The organism is Rhizobium sp. P32RR-XVIII (genome assembly GCF_012641395.1).
Classification (GTDB): domain Bacteria; phylum Pseudomonadota; class Alphaproteobacteria; order Rhizobiales; family Rhizobiaceae; genus Rhizobium.
Genome location: NZ_JABAIH010000001.1, coordinates 171,191 through 191,500, shown reverse-complemented (window position 1 = coordinate 191,500; position 20,310 = coordinate 171,191). Strand labels below are relative to the sequence as shown.

Annotated in this window: 24 protein-coding genes; 9 read left to right on the top strand and 15 right to left on the bottom strand. The window is 60.3% G+C overall.

Annotated elements, in window-relative coordinates; genetic code table 11:
- Positions 1 to 444 carry a GNAT family N-acetyltransferase gene (locus HGP14_RS00965; protein ID WP_168827978.1) on the top strand — a complete coding sequence of 148 codons (444 nt, stop codon included), beginning with the start codon at positions 1 to 3 and terminating at the stop codon, positions 442 to 444.
- Here HGP14_RS00965 and HGP14_RS00960 read toward each other — a convergent pair.
- Positions 434 to 1,051 carry a hypothetical protein gene (locus tag HGP14_RS00960; RefSeq protein ID WP_168827977.1) on the bottom strand — a complete coding sequence of 206 codons (618 nt, stop codon included), beginning with the start codon at positions 1,049 to 1,051 and terminating at the stop codon, positions 434 to 436. The genes HGP14_RS00965 and HGP14_RS00960 overlap by 11 nt on opposite strands.
- Positions 1,052 to 1,191: 140 nt before the next feature.
- Between HGP14_RS00960 and HGP14_RS00955 the strand changes: the two genes are divergently transcribed.
- Positions 1,192 to 1,692, top strand: a complete 501-nt coding sequence (locus HGP14_RS00955) for a ferritin-like domain-containing protein (protein ID WP_168827976.1) — start codon at positions 1,192 to 1,194, stop codon at positions 1,690 to 1,692.
- Positions 1,693 to 1,773: 81 nt separating this feature from the next.
- On the opposite strand, the gene pheT is transcribed toward HGP14_RS00955, so the two are convergent.
- The 5 genes from pheT to infC all read right to left on the bottom strand — a co-directional run bounded on the left by pheT (position 1,774) and on the right by infC (position 6,930).
- Positions 1,774 to 4,197, bottom strand: coding sequence for a phenylalanine--tRNA ligase subunit beta (gene pheT, locus HGP14_RS00950; protein ID WP_168827975.1), 2,424 nt, complete (start codon positions 4,195 to 4,197; stop codon positions 1,774 to 1,776).
- Positions 4,198 to 4,212: 15 nt separating this feature from the next.
- Positions 4,213 to 5,295, bottom strand: coding sequence for a phenylalanine--tRNA ligase subunit alpha (pheS, locus tag HGP14_RS00945; RefSeq protein WP_168827974.1), 1,083 nt, complete (start codon positions 5,293 to 5,295; stop codon positions 4,213 to 4,215).
- 151 nt (positions 5,296 to 5,446) lie between these two features.
- Complete coding sequence (gene rplT / locus HGP14_RS00940) at positions 5,447 to 5,851, bottom strand: 50S ribosomal protein L20 (RefSeq protein ID WP_168827973.1); 405 nt, start codon at positions 5,849 to 5,851, stop codon at positions 5,447 to 5,449.
- 39 nt (positions 5,852 to 5,890) lie between these two features.
- Complete coding sequence (gene rpmI, locus HGP14_RS00935; protein ID WP_004108077.1) at positions 5,891 to 6,094, bottom strand: 50S ribosomal protein L35; 204 nt, start codon at positions 6,092 to 6,094, stop codon at positions 5,891 to 5,893.
- Between the two features lie 299 nt (positions 6,095 to 6,393).
- Positions 6,394 to 6,930, bottom strand: a complete 537-nt coding sequence (infC, locus tag HGP14_RS00930; RefSeq protein WP_168828734.1) for a translation initiation factor IF-3 — start codon at positions 6,928 to 6,930, stop codon at positions 6,394 to 6,396.
- Positions 6,931 to 7,107: 177 nt separating this feature from the next.
- On the opposite strand from infC, the gene HGP14_RS00925 reads away from it, so the two are divergent.
- Both HGP14_RS00925 and HGP14_RS00920 read left to right on the top strand, forming a co-directional pair.
- Positions 7,108 to 7,908, top strand: a complete 801-nt coding sequence (locus HGP14_RS00925; protein WP_168827972.1) for a carboxylesterase — start codon at positions 7,108 to 7,110, stop codon at positions 7,906 to 7,908.
- A gap of 178 nt (positions 7,909 to 8,086) precedes the next feature.
- Positions 8,087 to 8,686 (top strand): transglutaminase-like cysteine peptidase, encoded by a 600-nt coding sequence (locus HGP14_RS00920; protein WP_168827971.1) that lies wholly within the window; start codon positions 8,087 to 8,089, stop codon positions 8,684 to 8,686.
- A 120-nt stretch (positions 8,687 to 8,806) separates the two neighbouring features.
- Here HGP14_RS00920 and mbfA read toward each other — a convergent pair whose 3' ends face one another.
- Positions 8,807 to 9,790: an iron exporter MbfA gene (gene mbfA / locus HGP14_RS00915; protein WP_168827970.1), complete on the bottom strand. Its 984-nt coding sequence runs from the start codon at positions 9,788 to 9,790 to the stop codon at positions 8,807 to 8,809.
- A 170-nt stretch (positions 9,791 to 9,960) separates the two neighbouring features.
- On the opposite strand from mbfA, the gene HGP14_RS00910 reads away from it, so the two are divergent.
- Positions 9,961 to 10,428 (top strand): group III truncated hemoglobin, encoded by a 468-nt coding sequence (locus HGP14_RS00910; protein WP_168827969.1) that lies wholly within the window; start codon positions 9,961 to 9,963, stop codon positions 10,426 to 10,428.
- Between the two features lies 1 nt (position 10,429).
- On the opposite strand, the gene HGP14_RS00905 is transcribed toward HGP14_RS00910, so the two are convergent.
- The 5 genes from HGP14_RS00905 to HGP14_RS00885 all read right to left on the bottom strand — a co-directional run bounded on the left by HGP14_RS00905 (position 10,430) and on the right by HGP14_RS00885 (position 14,212).
- Positions 10,430 to 11,341 carry a DMT family transporter gene (locus tag HGP14_RS00905; RefSeq protein WP_168827968.1) on the bottom strand — a complete coding sequence of 304 codons (912 nt, stop codon included), beginning with the start codon at positions 11,339 to 11,341 and terminating at the stop codon, positions 10,430 to 10,432.
- A 100-nt stretch (positions 11,342 to 11,441) separates the two neighbouring features.
- On the bottom strand, positions 11,442 to 11,996 hold the full coding sequence (gene recX, locus HGP14_RS00900; RefSeq protein ID WP_168827967.1) for a recombination regulator RecX: 555 nt from the start codon (positions 11,994 to 11,996) through the stop codon (positions 11,442 to 11,444).
- Between the two features lie 15 nt (positions 11,997 to 12,011).
- Complete coding sequence (locus tag HGP14_RS00895) at positions 12,012 to 13,037, bottom strand: histone deacetylase family protein (protein ID WP_168827966.1); 1,026 nt, start codon at positions 13,035 to 13,037, stop codon at positions 12,012 to 12,014.
- A gap of 63 nt (positions 13,038 to 13,100) precedes the next feature.
- Positions 13,101 to 13,622 (bottom strand): GNAT family N-acetyltransferase, encoded by a 522-nt coding sequence (locus HGP14_RS00890; RefSeq protein ID WP_205926988.1) that lies wholly within the window; start codon positions 13,620 to 13,622, stop codon positions 13,101 to 13,103.
- A 20-nt stretch (positions 13,623 to 13,642) separates the two neighbouring features.
- Positions 13,643 to 14,212 carry an XRE family transcriptional regulator gene (locus tag HGP14_RS00885; protein ID WP_168828732.1) on the bottom strand — a complete coding sequence of 190 codons (570 nt, stop codon included), beginning with the start codon at positions 14,210 to 14,212 and terminating at the stop codon, positions 13,643 to 13,645.
- A gap of 138 nt (positions 14,213 to 14,350) precedes the next feature.
- Here HGP14_RS00885 and lepA point away from each other — a divergent pair, with 138 nt between their 5' ends.
- From lepA to HGP14_RS00870, 3 genes are read left to right on the top strand one after another with little or no spacing between them, the layout of a single operon-like run.
- Positions 14,351 to 16,183, top strand: a complete 1,833-nt coding sequence (lepA, locus tag HGP14_RS00880; protein ID WP_168827965.1) for a translation elongation factor 4 — start codon at positions 14,351 to 14,353, stop codon at positions 16,181 to 16,183.
- Positions 16,184 to 16,239: 56 nt separating this feature from the next.
- A complete protein-coding gene (locus HGP14_RS00875) occupies positions 16,240 to 16,470 on the top strand; it encodes a type II toxin-antitoxin system CcdA family antitoxin (RefSeq protein WP_168827964.1) in 231 nt (76 codons plus the stop codon).
- Positions 16,470 to 16,769 (top strand): CcdB family protein, encoded by a 300-nt coding sequence (locus HGP14_RS00870; protein ID WP_168827963.1) that lies wholly within the window; start codon positions 16,470 to 16,472, stop codon positions 16,767 to 16,769. The genes HGP14_RS00875 and HGP14_RS00870 overlap by 1 nt, the downstream gene beginning before the upstream one ends.
- 3 nt (positions 16,770 to 16,772) lie before the next feature.
- Here the strand turns inward: HGP14_RS00870 and HGP14_RS00865 are convergent, their stop codons facing one another.
- The gene (locus HGP14_RS00865) at positions 16,773 to 17,228 is read right to left on the bottom strand and encodes a GFA family protein (protein ID WP_168827962.1); all 456 of its coding nucleotides are present in this window, start codon (positions 17,226 to 17,228) and stop codon (positions 16,773 to 16,775) included.
- Between the two features lie 155 nt (positions 17,229 to 17,383).
- Entirely contained in the window at positions 17,384 to 19,213 is a 1,830-nt protein-coding gene (locus HGP14_RS00860) for a methyl-accepting chemotaxis protein (RefSeq protein WP_168827961.1), read from the bottom strand.
- 309 nt (positions 19,214 to 19,522) lie between these two features.
- Between HGP14_RS00860 and HGP14_RS00855 the strand changes: the two genes are divergently transcribed.
- The gene (locus HGP14_RS00855) at positions 19,523 to 19,816 is read left to right on the top strand and encodes a SelT/SelW/SelH family protein (protein ID WP_168827960.1); all 294 of its coding nucleotides are present in this window, start codon (positions 19,523 to 19,525) and stop codon (positions 19,814 to 19,816) included.
- Between the two features lie 3 nt (positions 19,817 to 19,819).
- Here the strand turns inward: HGP14_RS00855 and HGP14_RS00850 are convergent, their stop codons facing one another.
- On the bottom strand, positions 19,820 to 20,245 hold the full coding sequence (locus tag HGP14_RS00850; protein ID WP_168827959.1) for a BA14K family protein: 426 nt from the start codon (positions 20,243 to 20,245) through the stop codon (positions 19,820 to 19,822).
- Between the last annotated feature and the right edge of the window lie 65 nt (positions 20,246 to 20,310).

The following is a 20,310-nucleotide window of genomic DNA, read 5'->3' as shown; positions in this document are numbered from 1 at the left end:
ATGACCGTAACGATCCGCGATGCGACGCCAGACGATGAAGCGCGCTGGCGCGAACTCTGGAAGGACTACCTCGCGTTCTACGAAGTCACGGTCGACGAGACCATCACCGATTCGACATGGCGCCGGATTTTCGATCCGGCGTCGGCAATCTTCATGCGCGTTGCGGAAGTCGACGGCAAGGTGATGGGCTTCACATTGTCGCTGACGCATGAAGGCACATGGATTCACGGCAAGGACTGCTATCTCGAAGATCTCTTCGTCGATCCCGCTGCCCGCGGCAGAGGGGTGGGCCGGGCTTTGATGGATGACCTCGTTTCGCTTTCCAAGAAGAACGGCTGGTCGCGGCTTTACTGGCATACGAGCGAAGAGAACAAGACAGCGCGCGCGCTCTACGACAGCTACGTCGAGAACGACGGCCACATCCGCTACCGCATCAATTTCTGAGCGGCGGAAAGCCCTCGTAGAATTCTGAATGGTCGCCTTCCCAGTTCGCCATGCCGGGCTTGGTCAGGATGCCTCGCGGCCGGACGTAGCTTTGGATCACACGCTTCGGCCGCTCATGCCACTGAATGTTGAAGGCCCATAGCTTCGGAAAGAAGCAGAGCGCGGCATAAGGCAGGTGGTCGTGGATCCACCATGCAAGTTTCTGCCAGTCCTCCTCATTGCTGTAGTTATCAACTAGCCACGGCACGACCACACAGGCTGTCGCACCTATACAGCCGTCGAAGTCGTGCAGATCCCAGATATGGTCCGCGGCGGTCGAGGCATTGGTCGAGCAATTGAGCTTGTTTTTGTTTCCGAACGCATTGACGGCGGCGGCGCGGTAGCCGGAGCGGATATGCAGCCGGCCGAAGGTTGCCTGCAACGGCTCCAGCAGCTCCTCGCACAACCGCTTTCCTGCCTCGACCGCAAGCTCCGGCTCGTCCGGAATGTTCGGGATGCGATAGAAATCAGCGATCTCCGAATGCAGAAAATCGCGGAAGAAAAAATTCTTTGAGAGCCGCACTCGCCCCATGTCCTCGAGAGATTTCATCGATCCCGGCTTCTTCATCCGACTCTCCTCATCGCCGGGACGAGCCTACCTCGCCGCTCGGCCGGAGCCACCCGGAAATTGCGCACTTTACGGAACAATTTCGAAGCCGATCGCTTCTTTTAGGGTTCCTCAAACCCCACACAGCAAGGATCGAAGAAATGGCCAAGGAAAAAACACTCGAAGATCTCTTTCACGATACCCTGAAGGATATCTACTTTGCCGAGCGGCAGATCCTGCGCGCCTTGCCGAAGATGGCACGAGCCGCCCAATCCGCCGAGTTGAAGGCAGGCTTTGAAAAGCACAAAGAACAAACCGAGGGGCACGTCGAGCGCCTGCAGCAGGTGTTCGAGATAGCTGGCAAGCGCGCCCAGGGCAAGACCTGCGAAGCGATCCAGGGCATCATCGCCGAAGGCGAAGAGATCATGGAAGACTTCAAGGGGACGGCCGCCGTCGATGCGGGGCTCATCTCTGCCGCACAGGCCGTCGAGCACTACGAAATCGCCCGCTACGGCACGCTGAAGACCTGGGCACAGACCCTCGGCTACAACGACGCCGTCGCCCTGCTCGACCAGACGCTGCAGGAAGAGACGGCAACCGACAAGACACTCACGAAACTCGCCGTCACCGCCGCGAACCAGAAGGCCAATCGCGCTGCCTGACGGAACTGGAAGCGCGCTCTTTTTTCGGAGCGACAATTGCAAAAAGCCGGCGATCGCCGGCTTTTCTTTTTATAGGACCAATCAGCTTCTCAGCACGCCGCCAGTGAATTTCGTCACATTCGCCACGATCTTCTCAGTCAGGGCCTCGAAATCCTCGTCCGTCAGCGTCCGCTCGACCGGCTGGATCTGCACTTCGATCGCAACGGACTTCTTGCCTTCGCCAAGCGAAGCACCCTCGAATATGTCGAAGACGTTGACTGCCGTCACCAGCTTGCGGTCGGCGCCGGAAGCGGCCTTGATGATGGAACCGGCTTCCACCGACTTGTCGACGACAAACGCGAAGTCGCGCTTGACCGCCTGGAAGGGCGAAAGCTCCAGCGCCGGCTTGGTCCGCGTCGCCTTCTTCTTCGGCTCGGACATCGCGTCGATATAAACTTCGAAGCCGCAGAGAGCGCCAGACACATCGAGCGCTTCGAGCGTCGAAGGGTGGAACTCGCCGAAATAGCCGAGGATGACCTTGGGTCCCATCTTGATCGTGCCGGAGCGTCCGGGGTGGTACCATTCCGGTCCACCTTGCTCGATCTGGATATTGCTCATCGGCAGGCCGCAGGCTTCGATGACGGCCAGCGCATCCGCCTTGGCGTCGAAGACATCGACGGGCTTGCCGCCGCCCTTGCCATTGTTCGACCACATGCGGCCTGCGCCTGACAGCGAGGCCGTCCCACGGCGGACACCGCCGGCGACGCGGCGCTGGCCTTCGAGCCGGTCGTTTTCGTAAGTGCCGGAGACTTCGAAAATCGCGACGTCGCCATAGCCCTTGTCGGCATTGCGCTGAGCGGCCGTCAGCAGACCCGGCAGCAGCGACGGGCGCATGTCGGACATTTCAGCCGCAATCGGGTTCGCAAGCTTCAGCGCCGGCGAGCCGCCGCCGAAGAGCTTCGCCTGCTCTTCGGAAATGAAGGACCAGGTGACTGCCTCCAGCATGCCGCGCGACGCGAGCGCACGCTTGGCGGTGCGGGTGCGGATCTGCAGCGTCGTCAGGATCTTGCCGTTGACGGCCGCATGACTTTCCAGCGGCGCAGGCTTGATGTTGTCGACGCCGTGGATACGCATGATTTCCTCAACGAGGTCTGCCTTGCCATCCACATCCGGGCGCCAGGAAGGAACGGCGACGGAAACGCGCTCGCCCGAACCGGACACCTTGAAGCCGAGACGCGTCAGGATCTCGGTGCTCTCTTCAGTGGAAACCTCAAGACCTGTCAGGCGCTTGACCTCGGAGAAGGGGAAGTCGACGATCTTGGGCTCATAACCCTTATAACCGACGACATCGGCCTTGGCGGCCGTACCGCCGCAGAGTTCGAGCACCAGTTCCGTCGTGCGCTCGAGGCCGGGAACCATGTATTCCGGATCGACGCCGCGCTCGAAGCGGTAGCGGGCATCGGTGATGATACCGAGGCCGCGGCCGGATTTGGCGATGTTCATCGGATCCCAGAGAGCGGACTCGATCAGCACGTCCGTTGTGTTCTCGTCGCAGCCCGAATGCTCGCCGCCCATGATGCCGCCGATGGACTCGATGCCATCCGCATCGGCGATGACGACATTGTGGGGTCCAAGCTTGTATTCGCGCTGGTCGAGCGCCAGCACCGTCTCGCCTTCCTTCGCGCGGCGAACCGTGAGATTGCCGCTGACCTTGGCGGCGTCGAAGACGTGCATCGGCCGGCCCTGATCGAAGGTCATGTAGTTGGTGATATCGACCAGCGCGTTGATCGGGCGCAGGCCGATCGCCAGCAGACGCTGCTGCATCCAGCGCGGGCTCGGACCGTTCCTGACGCCGCGCACGAGGCGGAGCGCAAAGCCCGGGCAAAGCTTTTCGTCATCGAGATCGAGCTTGACCCTGACAGGCGTTTCGCCGTCGACGGCGAAAGAGGGGGCTGCCCGCGCCTTCAGCGTGCCGAGGCCAGAAGCGGCCAGGTCGCGCGCGATGCCGTAAATGCTCGTGCAATCCGGACGGTTCGGCGTCAGGTTGATCTCGATGACCGGGTCGTCGAGATGGGCGTATGCGGCGTAGCTCGTGCCGACCGGCGCATCTTCCGGCAGGTCGATGATCCCATCGTGGTTATCGGAGATCATCAGCTCCTTCTCTGAGCACATCATTCCATGGCTTTCGACGCCGCGGATGTTGCCAACCGAGAGTGTAACATCGATGCCGGGAACGTAGGTCCCGGACGCGGCAAACGCGCCGACGAGCCCCGCCCGCGCATTCGGCGCACCGCAGACGACCTGGATCGGCGTGCCCTTACCGGTATCGACCGAAAGAACCTTCAGGCGATCGGCCTGCGGATGCTTTTCCGCCGACACGACCCTTGCAATGACGAAAGGCTTGAAGGCCGCCTTGTCGTCGACGTCCTCGACCTCGAGCCCGATTGCGGTAAGGCGCGCACAGATTTCGTCGAGTGTGGCATCCGTTTCCAGATGATCCTTCAGCCAGGAAAGCGTGAATTTCATGATCTCAATCCTCCCTTAAGCGCTCAGACCGCCGAACAGCGTCGGCATGTCGAGCGGGCGGAAGCCGTAATGGGTCATCCAGCGGATATCGGCATTGAAGAAGTCGCGGAGGTCGGGCATGCCGTATTTCAGCATGGCGATGCGATCGAGCCCCATGCCCCAGGCAAAGCCCTGATATTCATCGGGATCGAGACCGCCGTAGCGGAGCACGTTGGCGTGGACCATGCCGCAGCCGAGGATTTCCATCCAATCGGTGCCCTCACCGAACTTGACGATCGGGCCGGAGCGGTCGCACTGGATGTCGACCTCGAAGGACGGCTCGGTGAACGGGAAGAACGACGGGCGGAAGCGCATCGTCACGCTGTCGACCTCGAAGAACGACTTGCAGAACTCCTCGAGGACCCAGCGCATGTTGGCGACATTCGCCTTCTTGTCGATGACCAGGCCCTCGACCTGGTGGAACATCGGCGAATGCGTCGCATCCGAATCCTGGCGGTAGGTCTTGCCGGGGATGATGATGCGGATTGGCGGCTTCTGCGCCTCCATGGTGCGCACCTGCACCGGCGAGGTGTGCGTGCGCAGCACCCTGCGCTCACCGTTCTCATCCGGATTGAAGAAGAAGGTGTCGTGCATCTCGCGGGCGGGGTGGCCTTCAGGGAAGTTCAGCGCCGTGAAATTGTAGTAGTCGGTTTCGATGTCCGGGCCTTCGGCAATGGAGAAGCCCATATCGCCGAAGATCGCGGTAATCTCGTCCACGATCTGGCTGATCGGGTGAATGCGCCCGCGCTCCGCCGGCGAGGACCGGACCGGCAGGCTGATGTCGACCGTCTCGGCCTTCAGACGGGCATTGACGGCCGCTTCCTTGAGCGTCGCCTTACGCGCGGCGATTGCATCCGTCACCTCGTTCTTGAGGCTGTTGATCGCAACGCCTTTGGTCTGGCGCTCTTCGGGGGTCATCGCGCCAAGCGTCTTTAGGAGCTCGGAAACGGAGCCCTTTTTGCCGAGGGCGGCGACGCGCACGGCTTCGAGCGCTGCTTCGTCATTGGCGGCAGCAATTTCCGCAAGCAGCGATGATTTGAGCTGGTCGATATCTGACATCGTCAATTCTTTCCGTCCAGGATCAGGCGGGCAATTGGAGGCTGGCGGACGCCGGCCGGGCAAAGGAGTACAGAGAAAGAAAAACCCGCGCCAGCCCAAACCAGCGCGGGTTTCCCAAAATCATTGAAGCATAAAGCCTGGGAAGCGCTGGTTACTTGACCGCGCCTTCAAACTCGTTCTTCGTACCGGCTTCCTTGAGGTATTCGAGAGCCTTCTTGGAGGCTGCGACCAGCGCGCCGAATGCTTCCGGCTCATGGATCGCCATGTCGGAGAGAACCTTGCGGTCGACTTCGATGCCAGCCTTGTTCAGGCCGTCGATGAAGCGGCCGTAGGTCAGGCCGAATTCGCGGACGGCAGCGTTGATGCGCTGGATCCAGAGAGCGCGGAAGTTGCGCTTGTTGATCTTGCGGTCGCGGTAAGCGTACTGCTTGGAACGATCGACAGCGGCCTTCGCGGCGCGGATGGTGTTCTTGCGGCGGCCGTAGAAGCCCTTAGCGGCCTTCAAAACCTTCTTGTGCTTGGCGTGGGCGGTGACGCCTCTTTTTACACGTGCCATTTCATGATCTCCTTAATCTAAAGCGTTCGCGGAATAGTCTTAGAGACCGTTCGGCAGGTAGTTCTTGACGACCTTGCGGCCATCGGGTTCTGCGAGAACCATCGTGCCACGTGCGTCGCGAATGAACTTGTTGGTACGCTTGATCATGCCATGGCGCTTGCCAGCAGCGGCAGCCTTGACCTTGCCGGTCGCGGTGATCTTGAACCGCTTCTTGGCAGAGGACTTCGTCTTCATCTTGGGCATTTTGCTACTCCGTTTCTGTCCTCCCTGCGCGCTTCTTCAAAAAAGCCCTCCTGCGATGTCCGGTCATCCGGCCGTCGCAACAAGGTGCGGGAGCGTTTGTTGTTGATCCGCAGCTCCGGTGACGAAACCGGTCCGCAAGCATTCGAAACTGCCACGGCATGCCCTGCCGGTCAGTTCGGACGCGCGCTTATACCCGCAGTGCTGTGAAAGTGCAACGGGGCGGGAAAGGAATCTTCGCCCTCACTGAAACACGAAAGCCGCCCTTGCGGACGGCTTTGATGCATCGATGAGGACCGCGCTCACTTCGGCGCGAGCACCATCATCATCTGGCGGCCTTCAAGCTTCGGTTCAGCCTCGACCTTGGCAAATTCGGTCGTATCGGCCTTGACCTGCTGAAGCAGCTTCATGCCGAGTTCCTGGTGGGCCATTTCGCGGCCGCGGAACTTCAGCGTCACCTTCACCTTATCGCCGTCCTCGAAGAAGCGGCCCATCGCCTTCATCTTCACCTCATAATCATGGGTGTCGATGTTCGGACGCATCTTGATTTCTTTGACTTCGACGATCTTCTGCTTCTTGCGCGCCTCGGCGGCCTTTTTCTGGTTAGCGTATTTCAGCTTGCCCAGATCGAGGATCTTGCACACAGGCGGTTCGGCGTTGGGAGAAATTTCCACGAGGTCCAGGCCGGCTTCTTCAGCCATTCTCAGGGCCTGATCGGTGGGCACCACGCCCAAATTCTGTCCTTCAGCATCAATCAACTGAACCTTAGGAATACGGATTTCCCGGTTCGAACGCGGCCCTTCCTTCACGGGCGCGTCGGTTTTAAAAGGTCTGCGAATGGTCGTACTCTCCTCGAGTTGTTTCGGATTGCTGCAGTTTAGCACTCCCGTCGGGGGCACAAACAAGGTCTTGTTATTGCTGCAACGGAGTCATTAACACGCTTTAGCGGAAAAATCACCTGCTGTCAGCCTGTCAAGAATCTGTTTTATAGGCGCAAAACAACAGGAGTTTCCGCAATGTCCGAAGCAAGTTCCACAACCGAGCCGCAGTTCCTGGCCGTGGGCGAAGGCGATGCTGAGCGGAAGATTGCTTTCATCATTCGGGAGGCGACGTCGAACAATCCGAGCACGACCTTCGTCTGGCTCTCCGGCTACCGGTCAGACATGAGTGGCACGAAGGCGGTCGAGCTCGATCGGCTGGCCGGCGAACTTGGACTCGCCTGCATTCGTCTCGACTATTCGGGCCACGGACTTTCCGGGGGCAAATTCATCGACGGAACGATCTCACGCTGGCTGGAAGAGGCGCTCGGCGTCATCCTGCATGCAAAGCCGGAGAGCATCATTCTCGTCGGCTCCTCGATGGGCGGCTGGATCGCCCTGCGGTTGGCGCAGGAACTCGCAAAATTGCAGAACGCGCCGAAGCTTGACGGCATGGTCCTGATTGCACCGGCGCCTGATTTCACTTCTGAACTCATCGAGCCGCACCTCAAAAAGAAGGACCGCGCGTCGCTCGCCGAGCGAGGCTATTTCGAAGAAAAGTCCGAGTACAGCCCGGAACCGAACATCTATACCCGTGGGCTGCTCGAGGACGGCCGTGAGAACCGGGTTCTGACCGGGATCATCGAAACAGGCTGCCCCGTTCATATTCTGCAGGGAATGAAAGACGCGGACGTCCCCTACTCCCACGCCCTTAAGCTGACCGAACACCTGCCTGCCGATGATGTTGTGCTGACATTCATTCGCGACGGCGACCATCGGCTTTCCCGGCCGCAGGATATTGAGCGGATGCTGTCTGCGGTCAAAGGCCTTATTCGTTAACCCAAAATCGCCATCAGCCGCTTCAACAAGCGCTTCGAAGTTGAATATAGGCCGCAAACTCAGGTTTGTGTGCCATTTTAACCATGTCAATGAGTCGCACGATCCTAAGGATTGACACCTCAAGCCCCCGTCCGTTAACTCTTTGTTAAGAATTAAAGGGCGATGCAAGGAATAGGGCGTGCGGATCAAGGGTTACCTGGTGGCCATGATGGCCACCTTTGCGATGTCTTCGGCCGCCTTACCGGCCCCAACCAAAAATCTCTCGATGGTCACCGGCGGCGCCACCTCGCAGCCCATCGGCCATTATGATTTCTGCCATGTTCACCGTGCTGAATGCGGCGCCGACCGCAATGCGGCGCCGATGGAAATGACTGATGCCAAGTGGGCTCTCGTCCGCTCCGTCAATTCTACCGTCAACAACACCATCACCCCGATGACCGACAAGGAAATCTACGGCAAGGACGAAGTCTGGGCCTATCCGACAACGGCGGGCGACTGTGAAGACTTCGCGCTCTTGAAGCGCCGCATCCTGATTCAGCGCGGCTTTGAGCCGGCGAACCTTCTGATGACCGTGGTGCGCAAGCCGGATGGCGAAGGTCACGCCGTGCTGACGCTGCGCACGGGCGAAGGCGACTTCCTCCTCGACAATCTCGCTTCCACTGTGAAGCCCTGGTTCGATACGCCCTATTCCTTCATCAAGCGGCAGTCGAGCTACAATGCCGGCCGCTGGGTAACCATCGAAAACGGCCGCGACGTTCTGGTCGGCGCTCTGAGATAGGAAATCTCGTCATTCGAATGAAAAAGGCCGGCTCGATGCCGGCCTTTTTGTTTGAGGCGTTGCTCCTGGGTCCTCTTCCTGTGCTTGTCACAGGAGTGAGGGAGGCGGATAGGACTGCGCTCACCCATTGCCGATCAGGATGCCGGCAGCGAGCACCAAACCGCCGCCTACCACCACCTGGAAGGCAGCGCGCAGGAATGGCGTTTCCATATATCTGTTCTGGATGAAAGCGATCGCCCATAGTTCGAAAAAGACGATGACGGCTGCCGTGATCGTCGCGGTCCAGAATTGTGGAATGAGATAGGGGAGCGCATGACCGAGCCCCCCAAGCGCGGTCATGACGCCGCATGCGAGACCGCGCTTGATCGGCGAGCCACGGCCTGAAATCTTGCCGTCGTCATGTGCAGCTTCCGTAAAGCCCATGGAGATACCCGCGCCTACCGAGGCTGAGAGGCCAACCAGGAAGGTCTGCCACGTGTCCTGCGTCGCAAAGGCGGCCGCGAAGATCGGAGCCAGCGTCGAGACGGAACCATCCATCAGCCCCGCAAGACCGGGCTGCACATAAGTGAGCACGAATTGCCGCCGCGCCGTTTCGTCTTCCGCATGCTTGACGTCCTCCGGCGTATGTTTATCGCCCAGCATTTTGGCAATGTCTTCATGGCCTTGTTCAGCAAGCGCCAGATCGCCGAGCAGCTGGCGCGTCGAGGCGTCCGAGGTCTGCTTTGCCGCCTCGACATAGAAGCGATAGGCCTGCTCCTCCATCGCTTCCGTTTCCTGCCGCATGGCTTCCAGCGACAGGTTGGCGCGCAGCCAATCCGGTTTGCGCTCATAGAAGCCGTTGACATGCTCGCGGCGAATGAGCGGAATGCGCTCGCCGAAGCGCTGCCGATGGAGCTCGATCAGCGACTTTCGATGCGTGTCCTCGACCTCCGCCATGTCCTCGAAAACTTTAGCCGAAGCGGGATAGGCCGCCTTCAACTGGTCGGCGTAAGCGAGATAGATGCGGGCGTCGTCCTCTTCGGATGCGATTGCAAGCGCCAGGATTTCCTGCTCCGACAATGACTTGAATGAACGTTTGGATGATCTGAAAAACCGGGGCAGCATGACGAAACTCCATTTTAGAATAATTCTAAATCTAAAGAGTGCGCTGCAAAGCGTCAAGGACGCTGGCAGCTGATGTAACAGATTGCCGCGAGACGAATTGCCCCTTTGGCTAGAAGCAGCGGATGCCTATATGGGGTTCGCCGTAAGAGGCGGCGAAGCCGGGGTTAGATATGAATCATGAACTACAGGGACGGGCGGCGCATGTCGCCGCAATCCGCGAGCGCGCGGAAGCGGAAATGAAAGCCATGGAGATCGATCACGCCTTCATCGACAGGCTGGTTGAGACCTTTTACGGCCGTGTCCTTGCGCATCCCGAACTCGGTCCGGTTTTCGATGCGAGGCTCGCCGGCCGCTGGCCGGAGCATATGGCGAAGATGAAGAGTTTCTGGTCGTCGGTCGCCTTCCGCAGCGGCGCCTACGGCGGCAAGCCGGTCCAGGCGCATCTCGGTGTCGCCAACATCACACCAGGGCTCTTCCCGCAATGGCTGGAGCTATTCGCCGCAACCCTCGACGATATTGCCCCCAACGGCGAGGCAAAGGCGTGGTTCATGGCAACGGCGGAACGCATCGCCAAAAGCCTGACACTATCCCTGTTCTACAACCCGGCACTCGACGATCCGGCGCGCAAGCCCGTTTAATTCAAGCTTTTTCCGCCGAGAAGGTCGCACCTGCGCTTGCTGCAACCACGAGAGCGGTGCCGAGCATCTGCAACAGCGTCATGGCCTGCGCCAGGATGAGGAAGCCCGCGAGCGCGCCGATGGCCGGTTCCAGGCTCATGAGGATGCCAAAGGAGGCCGTCGTCATCCGCCTGAGCGCGATCATTTCCAACGTGTATGGCAGGAGCGGAACCAGGATCGCCAGGCCCGCCATCTCGATAAGACCGTAGCCATCAAGATTCGGGACGGCACCGGCAAAGCCGAAAGGTGTTGCCACAACCGCTGCGACGACCAGCGAAATCGACAGGCCTTCCAACCCCTTGAACGCCGCTCCGACTTTCTTCGTCAACAGGATATAGCAGGCCCAGCCTGTGCCGGCACCAAAGGCGAAGAGCACACCCGGCAGATTGCCTACCCATTCCTCTCCATCATAGGCAAGGAAGAGAACGCCCGCCGCGGCGATCGCCGGCCACACAAGGCGGCGGGTCAGGCCGTAACCGAATGTCGCGACCGAAAGCGGGCCGAGGAAATCGATCGCGACAGCAAGTCCCAAAGGAATCCGCTCGATCGCGGCGAAAAAGGATATGGTCATCAGCGCCGTCGTCGTGCCGAGGACCAATGCGCCGATCCACTGCTCGCGGCTGTAGCGAAGCAGCGGCGGACGGACGACGATCGCAAGAATGACGGCGGCGAAAGCAAGCCGCAACCAGGACGCACCGGCAGCTCCGTAAGCCGCGATCGCGCCAGAGGAGAATGCCGCGCCGAACTGAACGGACGACATCGACAGCAGGCACATCAGCGCGCCGCCGGCAACACCGCCGGACAATGCGGGTGCCGCTGCAGTCAGCGCCGCAGCACTTGCGTTCGCCGCTGGTTCGCACGTCTTCTGGTCCATTTGCCCGTTCCGAAATTTGCGCCATTGATATGGCCGCGACACCAAGGCGGCAAATGCAAACTTGTGATCCGGGCATAAGCAGCCTTGATGACGGAAGACGCTAAAGCGCTCGCCTGGCTTCGAGCACCTCATCCGCTTCGTCGAGGCTCATGGCAAAGACCTTCTTGCCGATTTCGAAGCTGAAGCCGTTCCGGGCGAAGGCTGAGAGCTCCTTGGCCTTTCGCGTCTCATCGAGCTCGCCGCGCCGGTACGGCCCAAAAGCGCGCTTGCGGGCGAAGATGACGGCGGCGAACAAATCATCGGCATGCTCGAGTGCGGTCTCGACGATATCGGTCGCCACCCCCTTCAGGGAGAGCTTCTGCGCGATGATCCGTTTCGACTTGCCGCCACGCACGGCCGAGCGGGTGCTCACCGCCGCATAAGCCACGTCGTCAAGAGCCTGCTGATCGTAAGCGAATTTGACAGCCGAATCGGCAAGCGCCTTCAACTGCGCCTGGCTGATGTCTTCGAACTTCTGCTTGGCCTTTCGCGTAATCGCATCGAAAAGCTGCTTTTCGGTCATCATGCGGCGTTCGAGACGATAAATCGTCGAGTTGCGTGCCCAGGAGAGCATGCGCGGCGTCGGAGCGTCCGATTGCTGGATTTCGTCTTCCACTGTGAGAGCCAGCCTTTAAGCCTCCAGCCCCTTCAGCACGTTGGCGACATTGAGCCCGATTTCCGGCACGCCGTAGCCCCCTTCCATGCAGGTCAGAACCGGGAGACCCGCCTTGGCAATCACTGTACCCATGCGGGTGAAGTCGTCGGAATTCAGCTTGAAGAACGAGATCGGATCGCGCTCGAACGTGTCGACGCCGAGCGAAACGACGATCGCTTCGGCTCCAAATGCCTTGGTGCGGGACAGCGAATCCTGCAGCGCGGCCGCCCACTCGCTCCAGAGCGTGCCGCGCGGCAGCGGATAGTTGGCGTTGCAGCCTTCCCCTTCGCCCTCGCCCGTTTCATCGGCATAGCCCCAGAAATAGGGAAAGGCATCGGCGGGCTCGCCGTGCAGCGAAGCGAAGAAGATATCACCGCGGCGATAGGTGATGTCCTGCGTGCCGTTGCCGTGATGGAAGTCGACATCGAGGACCGCGACCTTCTTCGCCCCCAGGTCCAGCAGGCGCTGCGCCGCGACGGCGGCGTTGTTGATGAAGCAATAGCCGCCGAAAAGATCGATGCCTGCGTGGTGGCCGGGCGGGCGGCAAAGCGAGAAGGCGAAGCGGTTGCCGGCGTTCAGCCAGTCAGCGCCGGTGACCGCGCACTGCATCGAGGCAATCGCCGCCTGATAGGTGCCATCCGTAATCGCCGTCTCCGCCGCATTCGCATAGTAGCCAAGCAGTGCATCGATATCGTTCGGCCTGCGCAAGGTCGAACGGCGAACAGGGAAGGATGTGGGAATTGCCTCACCCTCGGCACCCGTCGCTTTCCACATGTCCCAGGCCTTGGACAGGAAATCGAGATAGCCGGCATCATGTACTTTGAGAGCCGTTTCCAGACCATGCCGCTCCGGCGCCACCACATCCGAAAAGCCGGCCTGCTTCACCGCTTCCAATATCCACTCGGCGCGGAACGGGCCTTCGAACGGCGTCACCAGCTGTCCGTTATACAGCTCGGTCTTCGCATCGCGCAGCTTGTGGTCTTCGGAATAGATAACGCGCATCGCCGTGCTCCCTGATTTGTTTTGTCCGGATAAGGCGTGGCGGGTGCAGTCCTTGTCAATGGCTCAAGCAGCGGTGCGCTTGTAGAACAGCGTGGTGGCGCAATAGCCGCCCTCCGGCCACATCGCGTAATCCGGGATGACACCGGCCTTCTCCCATCCGAGGCGCGGATAGATCGCCTCCGCGTCGCTGCCGGTTGCCGTGTCGAGCACAAGGAGGTGCTTGCCGTGTCGTGCGGCTTCACGTTCGATTGCCTCCATCAACAGCCGCGCCAGGCCTTTACCGCGCGCCGAGCGATGCACGAGCAGTTTCTTCAAATCGCCACGATGCGGTTGGTTCGGCATGGAGGCAAAGCCGACCTGTACCGTTCCGACGATCCTTCCGTCGACTTCCGCCACCGCCAGCAGATTGACGCCTGCCTCCACGGCTTCGGCGACGCTTCGCCAGTAAGGCTCCGCGTCCGCCGCCGTGTAAGGCTGCATGAAGCCGACGGACGCGCCGCCTTCCACGCAATCGGCGAGTATCTCGCATAAGTCGGGGATTGCCGCGCGAGCCTGCTGTGCATCGAGAAAACGAATGACGGTCATGATCTGCTCCTGAAATGAATTCAGCGGGTGCTGCGGTTCAGCACGACGCAATAGCGGGCGGGCTTGCTGGTGGGATTGTGGAAGACATGCCCCTCGCCGACTGGCATGAACAGGCAATCTCCGGGAAAGAGATGGTGGTTCGTTTCGCCGATGGTCATCTCCATCTCACCCTCGAACACCCAGATATGCTGCGTCATGCCGTGGCTTGCCGCATGCGGCGGAAAGCTGACGCGGCCGCCAGCCGGAAACTCGACCTCGACGATATCGACCGCGGAGGACGTTCCGGGCGGCGAGACGGAGCGGCGAACATAACCGGTTTCCGGATCGCGCCAGACCTGCTGCTCATGGCGTCTGGCGAGCGGGGAAGCTTCCTGCTCCTCCTCGGCGAAGAAGGCGGAAAGCGACAGCCCGAGCGCCGCACAGACCCTTGCGAGCAGCGAGGCCGTCGGGCTCGCTTCCGCCCGTTCGATGCGCGATATCATCGCCCGGCTCACGCCCGAGGCGCTGGCAAGGTCGTCCAGCGTTAGGCCCTTCTCGATCCTGAGCTTGCGGATGCGGATTCCGATCGCCGCTTCGAGTTCCTGTTCCATCATCCACCATGTTTCTACTATAATAGAGATGCATAGTCCGTTGGTGGAATCAAGCCCAAGGTTTCCGGCTGCGGAGCCGCCATCTATCGTAAACGAAACCCTGCTTTTCCGCTTTGCGGCAGGGGAAGGCGCTGCTATATGGCGCGCATGAGCACCAATCCGACAACTCCGCTTTCGCATATCCGCAATTTCTCGATCGTGGCCCACATCGACCACGGCAAATCGACGCTTGCCGACCGCCTGATCCAATCGACCGGCGGTCTTGCCGACCGCGAAATGTCCGAGCAGGTGCTGGACAATATGGAAATCGAGCGCGAGCGCGGCATCACCATCAAGGCGCAGACCGTTCGCCTGCACTACAAGGCGCAGAACGGCGAGACCTACATCCTGAACCTCATCGACACGCCCGGCCACGTCGACTTCGCCTACGAGGTCTCGCGTTCGCTGTCGGCCTGCGAGGGCTCGCTGCTCGTCGTCGATGCGTCGCAGGGTGTCGAAGCCCAGACGCTCGCCAACGTCTATCAGGCGATCGACAACAACCACGAGCTCGTCACCGTTCTCAACAAGATCGACCTGCCGGCGGCCGAGCCCGACCGCATCAAGGAACAGATCGAGGAGGTGATCGGCATCGATGCTTCCGAAGCGGTGTTGATCTCAGCCAAGACCGGCCTCGGCATTCCCGATGTCCTCGAGGCGATCGTCCACAAGCTGCCGGCGCCGAAGAGCCCGGGCGGCGAAAAGGCGCCGCTGAAGGCGTTGCTCGTCGACAGCTGGTATGACACCTATCTCGGCGTCATGGTTCTCGTGCGCGTTATCGACGGCGTGCTGACCAAGGGCCAGACGATCCGCATGATGGGCACGGATGCCAAGTATCAGGTGGAGCGCGTCGGCGTGCTGACACCGAAGATGGTCAATGTCGATTCACTCGGCCCAGGCGAAATTGGCTTCATCACCGCTTCGATCAAGGAAGTCGCCGATACCCGTGTCGGCGATACGATCACCGAAGACAAGCGCCCGACGGCGCAGGCCCTGCCGGGCTTCAAGCCGGCACAGCCGGTGGTCTTCTGCGGCCTCTTCCCGGTCGATGCTGCCGATTTCGAAGATCTGCGCGCCGCAATGGGGAAGCTTCGCCTCAACGATGCGTCCTTCTCCTTCGAAATGGAATCGTCAGCGGCTCTCGGCTTCGGCTTCCGCTGCGGCTTCCTCGGCCTTCTGCATCTCGAAATCATCCAGGAGCGCCTGGAGCGCGAATTCGACCTCGACCTGATCGCCACCGCGCCCTCGGTTGTCTACCAGCTGACGATGACGGATGGCAGCGAGCGCGAGCTGCATAATCCGGCCGACATGCCGGATGTCGTCAAGATCGCCGAGATCCGCGAACCCTGGATCAAGGCGACGATCATGACGCCGGACGACTATCTCGGCGGCATCCTCAAGCTCTGTCAGGACCGCCGCGGCATCCAGACGGAACTCACCTATGTCGGCACGCGCGCCATGGTGACCTACGAGCTGCCGCTCAACGAAGTGGTCTTCGATTTCTACGACCGGCTGAAGTCGATCTCCAAGGGCTATGCCTCCTTCGACTATCACCTCGAAGGCTATCGCGAAGGCAACCTCGTCAAGCTGTCGATCCTCGTCAACGGCGAGCCCGTCGATGCGCTCTCCATGCTCGTCCACCGCGCGTCTGCCGAAAAGCGCGGCCGCGACATGTGCGAGCGGCTGAAGGAGCTGATCCCGAAGCACATGTTCAAGATCCCGATCCAGGCAGCGATCGGCGGCAACGTCATTGCCCGCGAGACCATCTCTGCCCTGCGCAAGGACGTGACAGCCAAGTGCTACGGCGGCGACGCCACCCGCAAGCGCAAACTTCTGGACAAGCAGAAGGAAGGCAAGAAGCGCATGCGGCAGTTCGGCAAGGTGGAGATTCCGCAGGAAGCCTTCATCGCCGCACTCAAGATGGGGGATGAGTGACCCATTGCTTCTCCAGACTATGCGCATATAATTTGCGCATAGTCTGGAGCATTGTCATGTCACAGTCTGCGCGGAAGGCCGCGAATCTTTCTCTTAATGCGGAACTGGTTTCCTCCGCTCGGGAACTCAACATCAATATTTCCCGCGCCGCCGAGGAAGGCATTGCCCGTGCAATTAAAGCCGAGCGTGAACGCCTGTGGCGGGAAGAGAACGCCGAGGCGATACGCCTCGAAAATGAGTATGTCGAGAAACACGGATTGCCGTTCGCAAAATACAGGCAATTCTGATGACGCGGTTTATGGTCTACCGGTTGCGATCCGATGACCAGTTGGCCGTCGATCTCCAGAGTACGACGCTGGAAAGCCTGCCCTCTCGTGTGATGGCTCCCCTTTACCCTGTTCGCGAGATGTCCTGGTCCATTTCGCGCTTGAATCCGCGGTTCTCCATTGATGACGAGCCTTATGTCCTCGCCACACAAAGGATGGCCGCGATTCCGGTCGCCGAAATAGGGGACGCGGTTCTCAGCTTGGGAAGCGAGGCCGATCAGATCAGCACAGCGCTGGATTTCCTGTTCCTGGGCTTCTAGCCCTTACGCCTGTTGCGCCATGTACTCCTTCACCAGTCCCTCATAGGCAGCCATTTCCGGCAGCGTTTCATAGCTGTACACGGCGCCTGTTTCCGCAAACGGCAGCTTCTCCCTCGTCCAGGTCTCGATGAAGGGGGTGAACCAGCCCGCATCATCCAGCATGGTCGGGCGCAGGTTGACGAACCAATCCATGCCCTCGGGCCGCGTAAACATCCAGCTCATGCAATGCGGGCAGAAATAGTGCTTCGTTAGGCCGTGCAGCCCGCCGATGACCGCTTTGCCTCGCGTCACGTCGAAGCTTTCCGCAGGGATGGCAGCGCTCAGCGAATAGGCGCTGGACGACATTCTCTGGCAGCCGGTGCAATGGCACGCCATGGTCAGCAGCGGCCTTGCGCGGATCTTCAGCCTGACCCGGCCGCAACGGCAGCCGCCCTCCCAAGGCAGGTTATCTTTGCTCATTTTTCGATGCTCCCTTTCGCAACGGAATCTAGCGGAGCAAGGGACTCTGTCAAAGCAAGGTGGATGGTTTCACCAGTCGCCGCAAATGAAAACTCCATCCCTGCTGCGAAGCGGGAACGGAGTTTCTCGGAGCACTGATTTATTCTGCTTCGCCCTTATGCGACGTGACGTAGCGGTACAGCATAGGGGTTTGTCGTCGAAGCGGTGCGGAAGCGTTCGACCTTGTGGGCAAGATCGTCGGTTTCGCGGGCGAGCGATTGGGCAGCGGTCGTGGTTTCCTGAACCATGGCGGCATTCTGCTGCGTGACCTTGTCCATCTGGTCGGCTGCGGCGGAAACTTCGCGCAGGCTCATTGCTTGATCGCGCGCCGAGCGGGCGATTTCGCCAACGACGCCGCTCATTTCAGCAACTTGCGAGACAATTTCCTGCAGCGAGGTGCCGGAAGCAGTGACCAGCTTCACGCCTTCATCCACCTGACGGCTTGATGTCGAGATCAGGTCCTTGATCTCCTTGGCGGCTTCGGCAGAACGCTGGGCAAGGCCGCGAACTTCCTGCGCGACGACGGCAAAGCCTCTACCGGCTTCGCCGGCGCGTGCCGCTTCGACGCCGGCATTCAGCGCCAGGAGGTTCGTCTGGAAGGCGATCTCGTCGATAACACCGATGATCATGCCGATCTGATTGGACGACTGCTCGATCGCGGTCATCGCCTTGACTGCGCGTGCAACGATTTCGCCGCCCTTTTCCGCATTTTCCTGTGCGGTGGTCGCGGCACCCTGGGCGCGTCCCGCACCATTTGCGGTATCGTCCACGCCGCGCGTGGCGTCCGAAAGTGCCGCCACCGTTTCCTCGAGGCTTGCGGCCTGCTGCTCGGTCCGGTGCGCCAGATCGTTGGAGGCGGCCGAAATCTGGGTCAGGCCTGACCGAATGGCGCCGATCGAGGCAACGACGGAACCGATGATTTCCTCCATCGACGTGACCGTCTGGTTGAACTTGTTGCGGATTGGCTCGAATTCCGCAGCGACGGCATCGTTCATGCGGATGGTCAGATCGCCCTGGGAAAGCGCATCGAAGCCCTGCTCCACGGCATGGACGAAGCTGCGCAGGTCTTCCGCCTTGGCACCGTCGATCGCGATCTGGCGTTCGCGCTGCGATTCCTGAGCCTGGCGAGCCCCCGCAGCTTCGGTTTCCAGACGCTTGTTTTCATGGGCTGCGTCCTTGAAGACCTGCACCGCGCGGGCCATCCCGCCGATCTCGTCACGCCGGTCGGCATTGGCAAGCTCGATGGAGGTATCGCCGCCTGCAAGCTTCAACATCAGGTCGGTCATCGCCGTGACCGGTTTGCCGATCATTCGCGTCAGCAGCAAGGCGAGCACGAGCGAGGCAAGGATGAGGAAGCCGATGCCGAGTGCGAGGGTGATCTTCGTCGCGGTATTCGCAGCGGCAACTTCGGCGACGGCTTCTTCGGTCAGCTTTTTCTCGTGCTCGCGCAGATCATCAACGACTGCCTGCGCCGGATCCATATAGGTATCGGCTTCGTCCGACATGGCGAACTTAACGGCGTCATCGTGGGTCGCATCCTTGGTTGCCTTGGCAATGACGGGATCGAGAACGTTCTGGCGCCATTCGTTCACCTGGCCGACCATGTCGTCCATCTTTTTCGTGATCGCAGGATCATCTGCCGCCGTCTTCTTCACAGTCTCGATGTTTTCAAGAAGGCCGTTGTAGTGTTTCTGAATGCTGTCGACGTAATGGTCATCCTTGGTGATGAGGAGGCCGCGTACAGCGCTTTGAAGGCGCGCCAGCGACAGGCGAATGTCCGTCGTGGCACTCACGATGCGTCCATGCAATTCGCTTTGCTGCCCGACATCCTCGACGATACGAACATTCTTATAAACGGCAGCGCCCATGCATGCGGCACCGATCACAAGAACGGCAAAGCCGAGAGTCAGCTTCTGGGCAATCTTTAGATCACTTATCCGTATCATTGAAAAAATCCCTTACTGAAACAGTATTTAAGCGCAATCGCGGCTCAACCCATTGTTGCAGGGGAGAATGAATATTGCCGGTAAAAAACCTGTTAAGCATGAAGGGCGCGATCCAGCTTGATTTTAGCTGGCTACCAGACGACTGACCCATGGGCCGCGCATCAGCCATTCGGCATTCGCCTCCGCATGCCCGATGACGAGGATTGGGGTATCAGCGATTCGGATTCCGTTCGGGTGAGTAGTGCCGCCGATCGCGATTGCGCGAGATGCGGCGAGGTCTTAAATCAGTCGAACGAAAGGAAATTTCCGATGTCTGAGAAAGCCCGTGTGACGATCCTCTACTGCACCCAATGCAACTGGCTGCTGCGCGCCGGCTGGATGGCGCAGGAGCTGTTGCAGACCTTTTCGGACAGTCTCGGCGAAGTAGCGCTCATCCCGGGCACCGGCGGCAATTTCGAAATCCGCGTCAATGGCGAGCTCATCTGGGAGCGCAAGCGCGACGGCGGGTTCCCCGGCCCGAAGGAGCTCAAGCAGCGCGTGCGCGATATCATCGAACCCGGCCGCGACCTCGGCCATACCGACCGGGCCTCGCCGGAAAGCTGACGCCTAGTCAAAGGGCGAATTGCAGGTCTTGTACCAGCCCTGGTAGGTCACGAAGCGATCGGTCTTCGGATTGTACGTCCGGTACTGATTCCGGCACCATTCGACGTGCTTGCTGCGATCTGCCGTGGGGCGGATCCGCTGGACCGGCGGTGGATCACCGTAGGTAAGCCGTGGCTGGGCCTGGGCGCGTGGCTGATAATAAGTCGGCCCTCTTGCCTCCGGCGGGCGATAGTTCGGCTGAATATAGGCAGGGCGGTGCCACTGCTGGGGGCCGAAGCCGAAGCAGCCGCGGTAGTCGCAATAGGTCGATTGCACATTGATGATCGCAGGATTGCGCACCTGAAGCGGTGCGAGCGGCGGTGCGGCGCTGGCCGCAAGCGGCAGGAGACCAATGGCAAGGCCGAAGACAATCGTTCGACGGGTGGACATCGCTGATTCCTTTCTGATCCTTCCGATGTAGGACTGCGCGCGCGGCGGAGCATACACGACTGGCA

What these genes read in the sequence shown, in the direction of transcription:
- HGP14_RS00960 (WP_168827977.1), bottom strand. Translation starts at nt 1,051, where the DNA reads ATGAAGAAGCCGGGATCGATGAAATCTCTCGAGGACATGGGGCGAGTG.
- HGP14_RS00875 (WP_168827964.1), top strand. Translation starts at nt 16,240, where the DNA reads ATGTCACAGTCTGCGCGGAAGGCCGCGAATCTTTCTCTTAATGCGGAA.
- HGP14_RS00885 (WP_168828732.1), bottom strand. Translation starts at nt 14,212, where the DNA reads ATGGAACAGGAACTCGAAGCGGCGATCGGAATCCGCATCCGCAAGCTC.
- HGP14_RS00955 (WP_168827976.1), top strand. Translation starts at nt 1,192, where the DNA reads ATGGCCAAGGAAAAAACACTCGAAGATCTCTTTCACGATACCCTGAAG.
- HGP14_RS00850 (WP_168827959.1), bottom strand. Translation starts at nt 20,245, where the DNA reads ATGTCCACCCGTCGAACGATTGTCTTCGGCCTTGCCATTGGTCTCCTG.
- HGP14_RS00890 (WP_205926988.1), bottom strand. Translation starts at nt 13,622, where the DNA reads ATGACCGTCATTCGTTTTCTCGATGCACAGCAGGCTCGCGCGGCAATC.
- HGP14_RS00965 (WP_168827978.1), top strand. Translation starts at nt 1, where the DNA reads ATGACCGTAACGATCCGCGATGCGACGCCAGACGATGAAGCGCGCTGG.
- pheS (WP_168827974.1), bottom strand. Translation starts at nt 5,295, where the DNA reads ATGTCAGATATCGACCAGCTCAAATCATCGCTGCTTGCGGAAATTGCT.
- rplT (WP_168827973.1), bottom strand. Translation starts at nt 5,851, where the DNA reads ATGGCACGTGTAAAAAGAGGCGTCACCGCCCACGCCAAGCACAAGAAG.
- rpmI (WP_004108077.1), bottom strand. Translation starts at nt 6,094, where the DNA reads ATGCCCAAGATGAAGACGAAGTCCTCTGCCAAGAAGCGGTTCAAGATC.
- HGP14_RS00895 (WP_168827966.1), bottom strand. Translation starts at nt 13,037, where the DNA reads ATGCGCGTTATCTATTCCGAAGACCACAAGCTGCGCGATGCGAAGACC.
- pheT (WP_168827975.1), bottom strand. Translation starts at nt 4,197, where the DNA reads ATGAAATTCACGCTTTCCTGGCTGAAGGATCATCTGGAAACGGATGCC.
- HGP14_RS00865 (WP_168827962.1), bottom strand. Translation starts at nt 17,228, where the DNA reads ATGAGCAAAGATAACCTGCCTTGGGAGGGCGGCTGCCGTTGCGGCCGG.
- HGP14_RS00860 (WP_168827961.1), bottom strand. Translation starts at nt 19,213, where the DNA reads ATGATACGGATAAGTGATCTAAAGATTGCCCAGAAGCTGACTCTCGGC.
- HGP14_RS00855 (WP_168827960.1), top strand. Translation starts at nt 19,523, where the DNA reads ATGTCTGAGAAAGCCCGTGTGACGATCCTCTACTGCACCCAATGCAAC.
- HGP14_RS00925 (WP_168827972.1), top strand. Translation starts at nt 7,108, where the DNA reads ATGTCCGAAGCAAGTTCCACAACCGAGCCGCAGTTCCTGGCCGTGGGC.
- HGP14_RS00905 (WP_168827968.1), bottom strand. Translation starts at nt 11,341, where the DNA reads ATGGACCAGAAGACGTGCGAACCAGCGGCGAACGCAAGTGCTGCGGCG.
- mbfA (WP_168827970.1), bottom strand. Translation starts at nt 9,790, where the DNA reads ATGCTGCCCCGGTTTTTCAGATCATCCAAACGTTCATTCAAGTCATTG.
- HGP14_RS00870 (WP_168827963.1), top strand. Translation starts at nt 16,470, where the DNA reads ATGACGCGGTTTATGGTCTACCGGTTGCGATCCGATGACCAGTTGGCC.
- HGP14_RS00910 (WP_168827969.1), top strand. Translation starts at nt 9,961, where the DNA reads ATGAATCATGAACTACAGGGACGGGCGGCGCATGTCGCCGCAATCCGC.
- lepA (WP_168827965.1), top strand. Translation starts at nt 14,351, where the DNA reads ATGGCGCGCATGAGCACCAATCCGACAACTCCGCTTTCGCATATCCGC.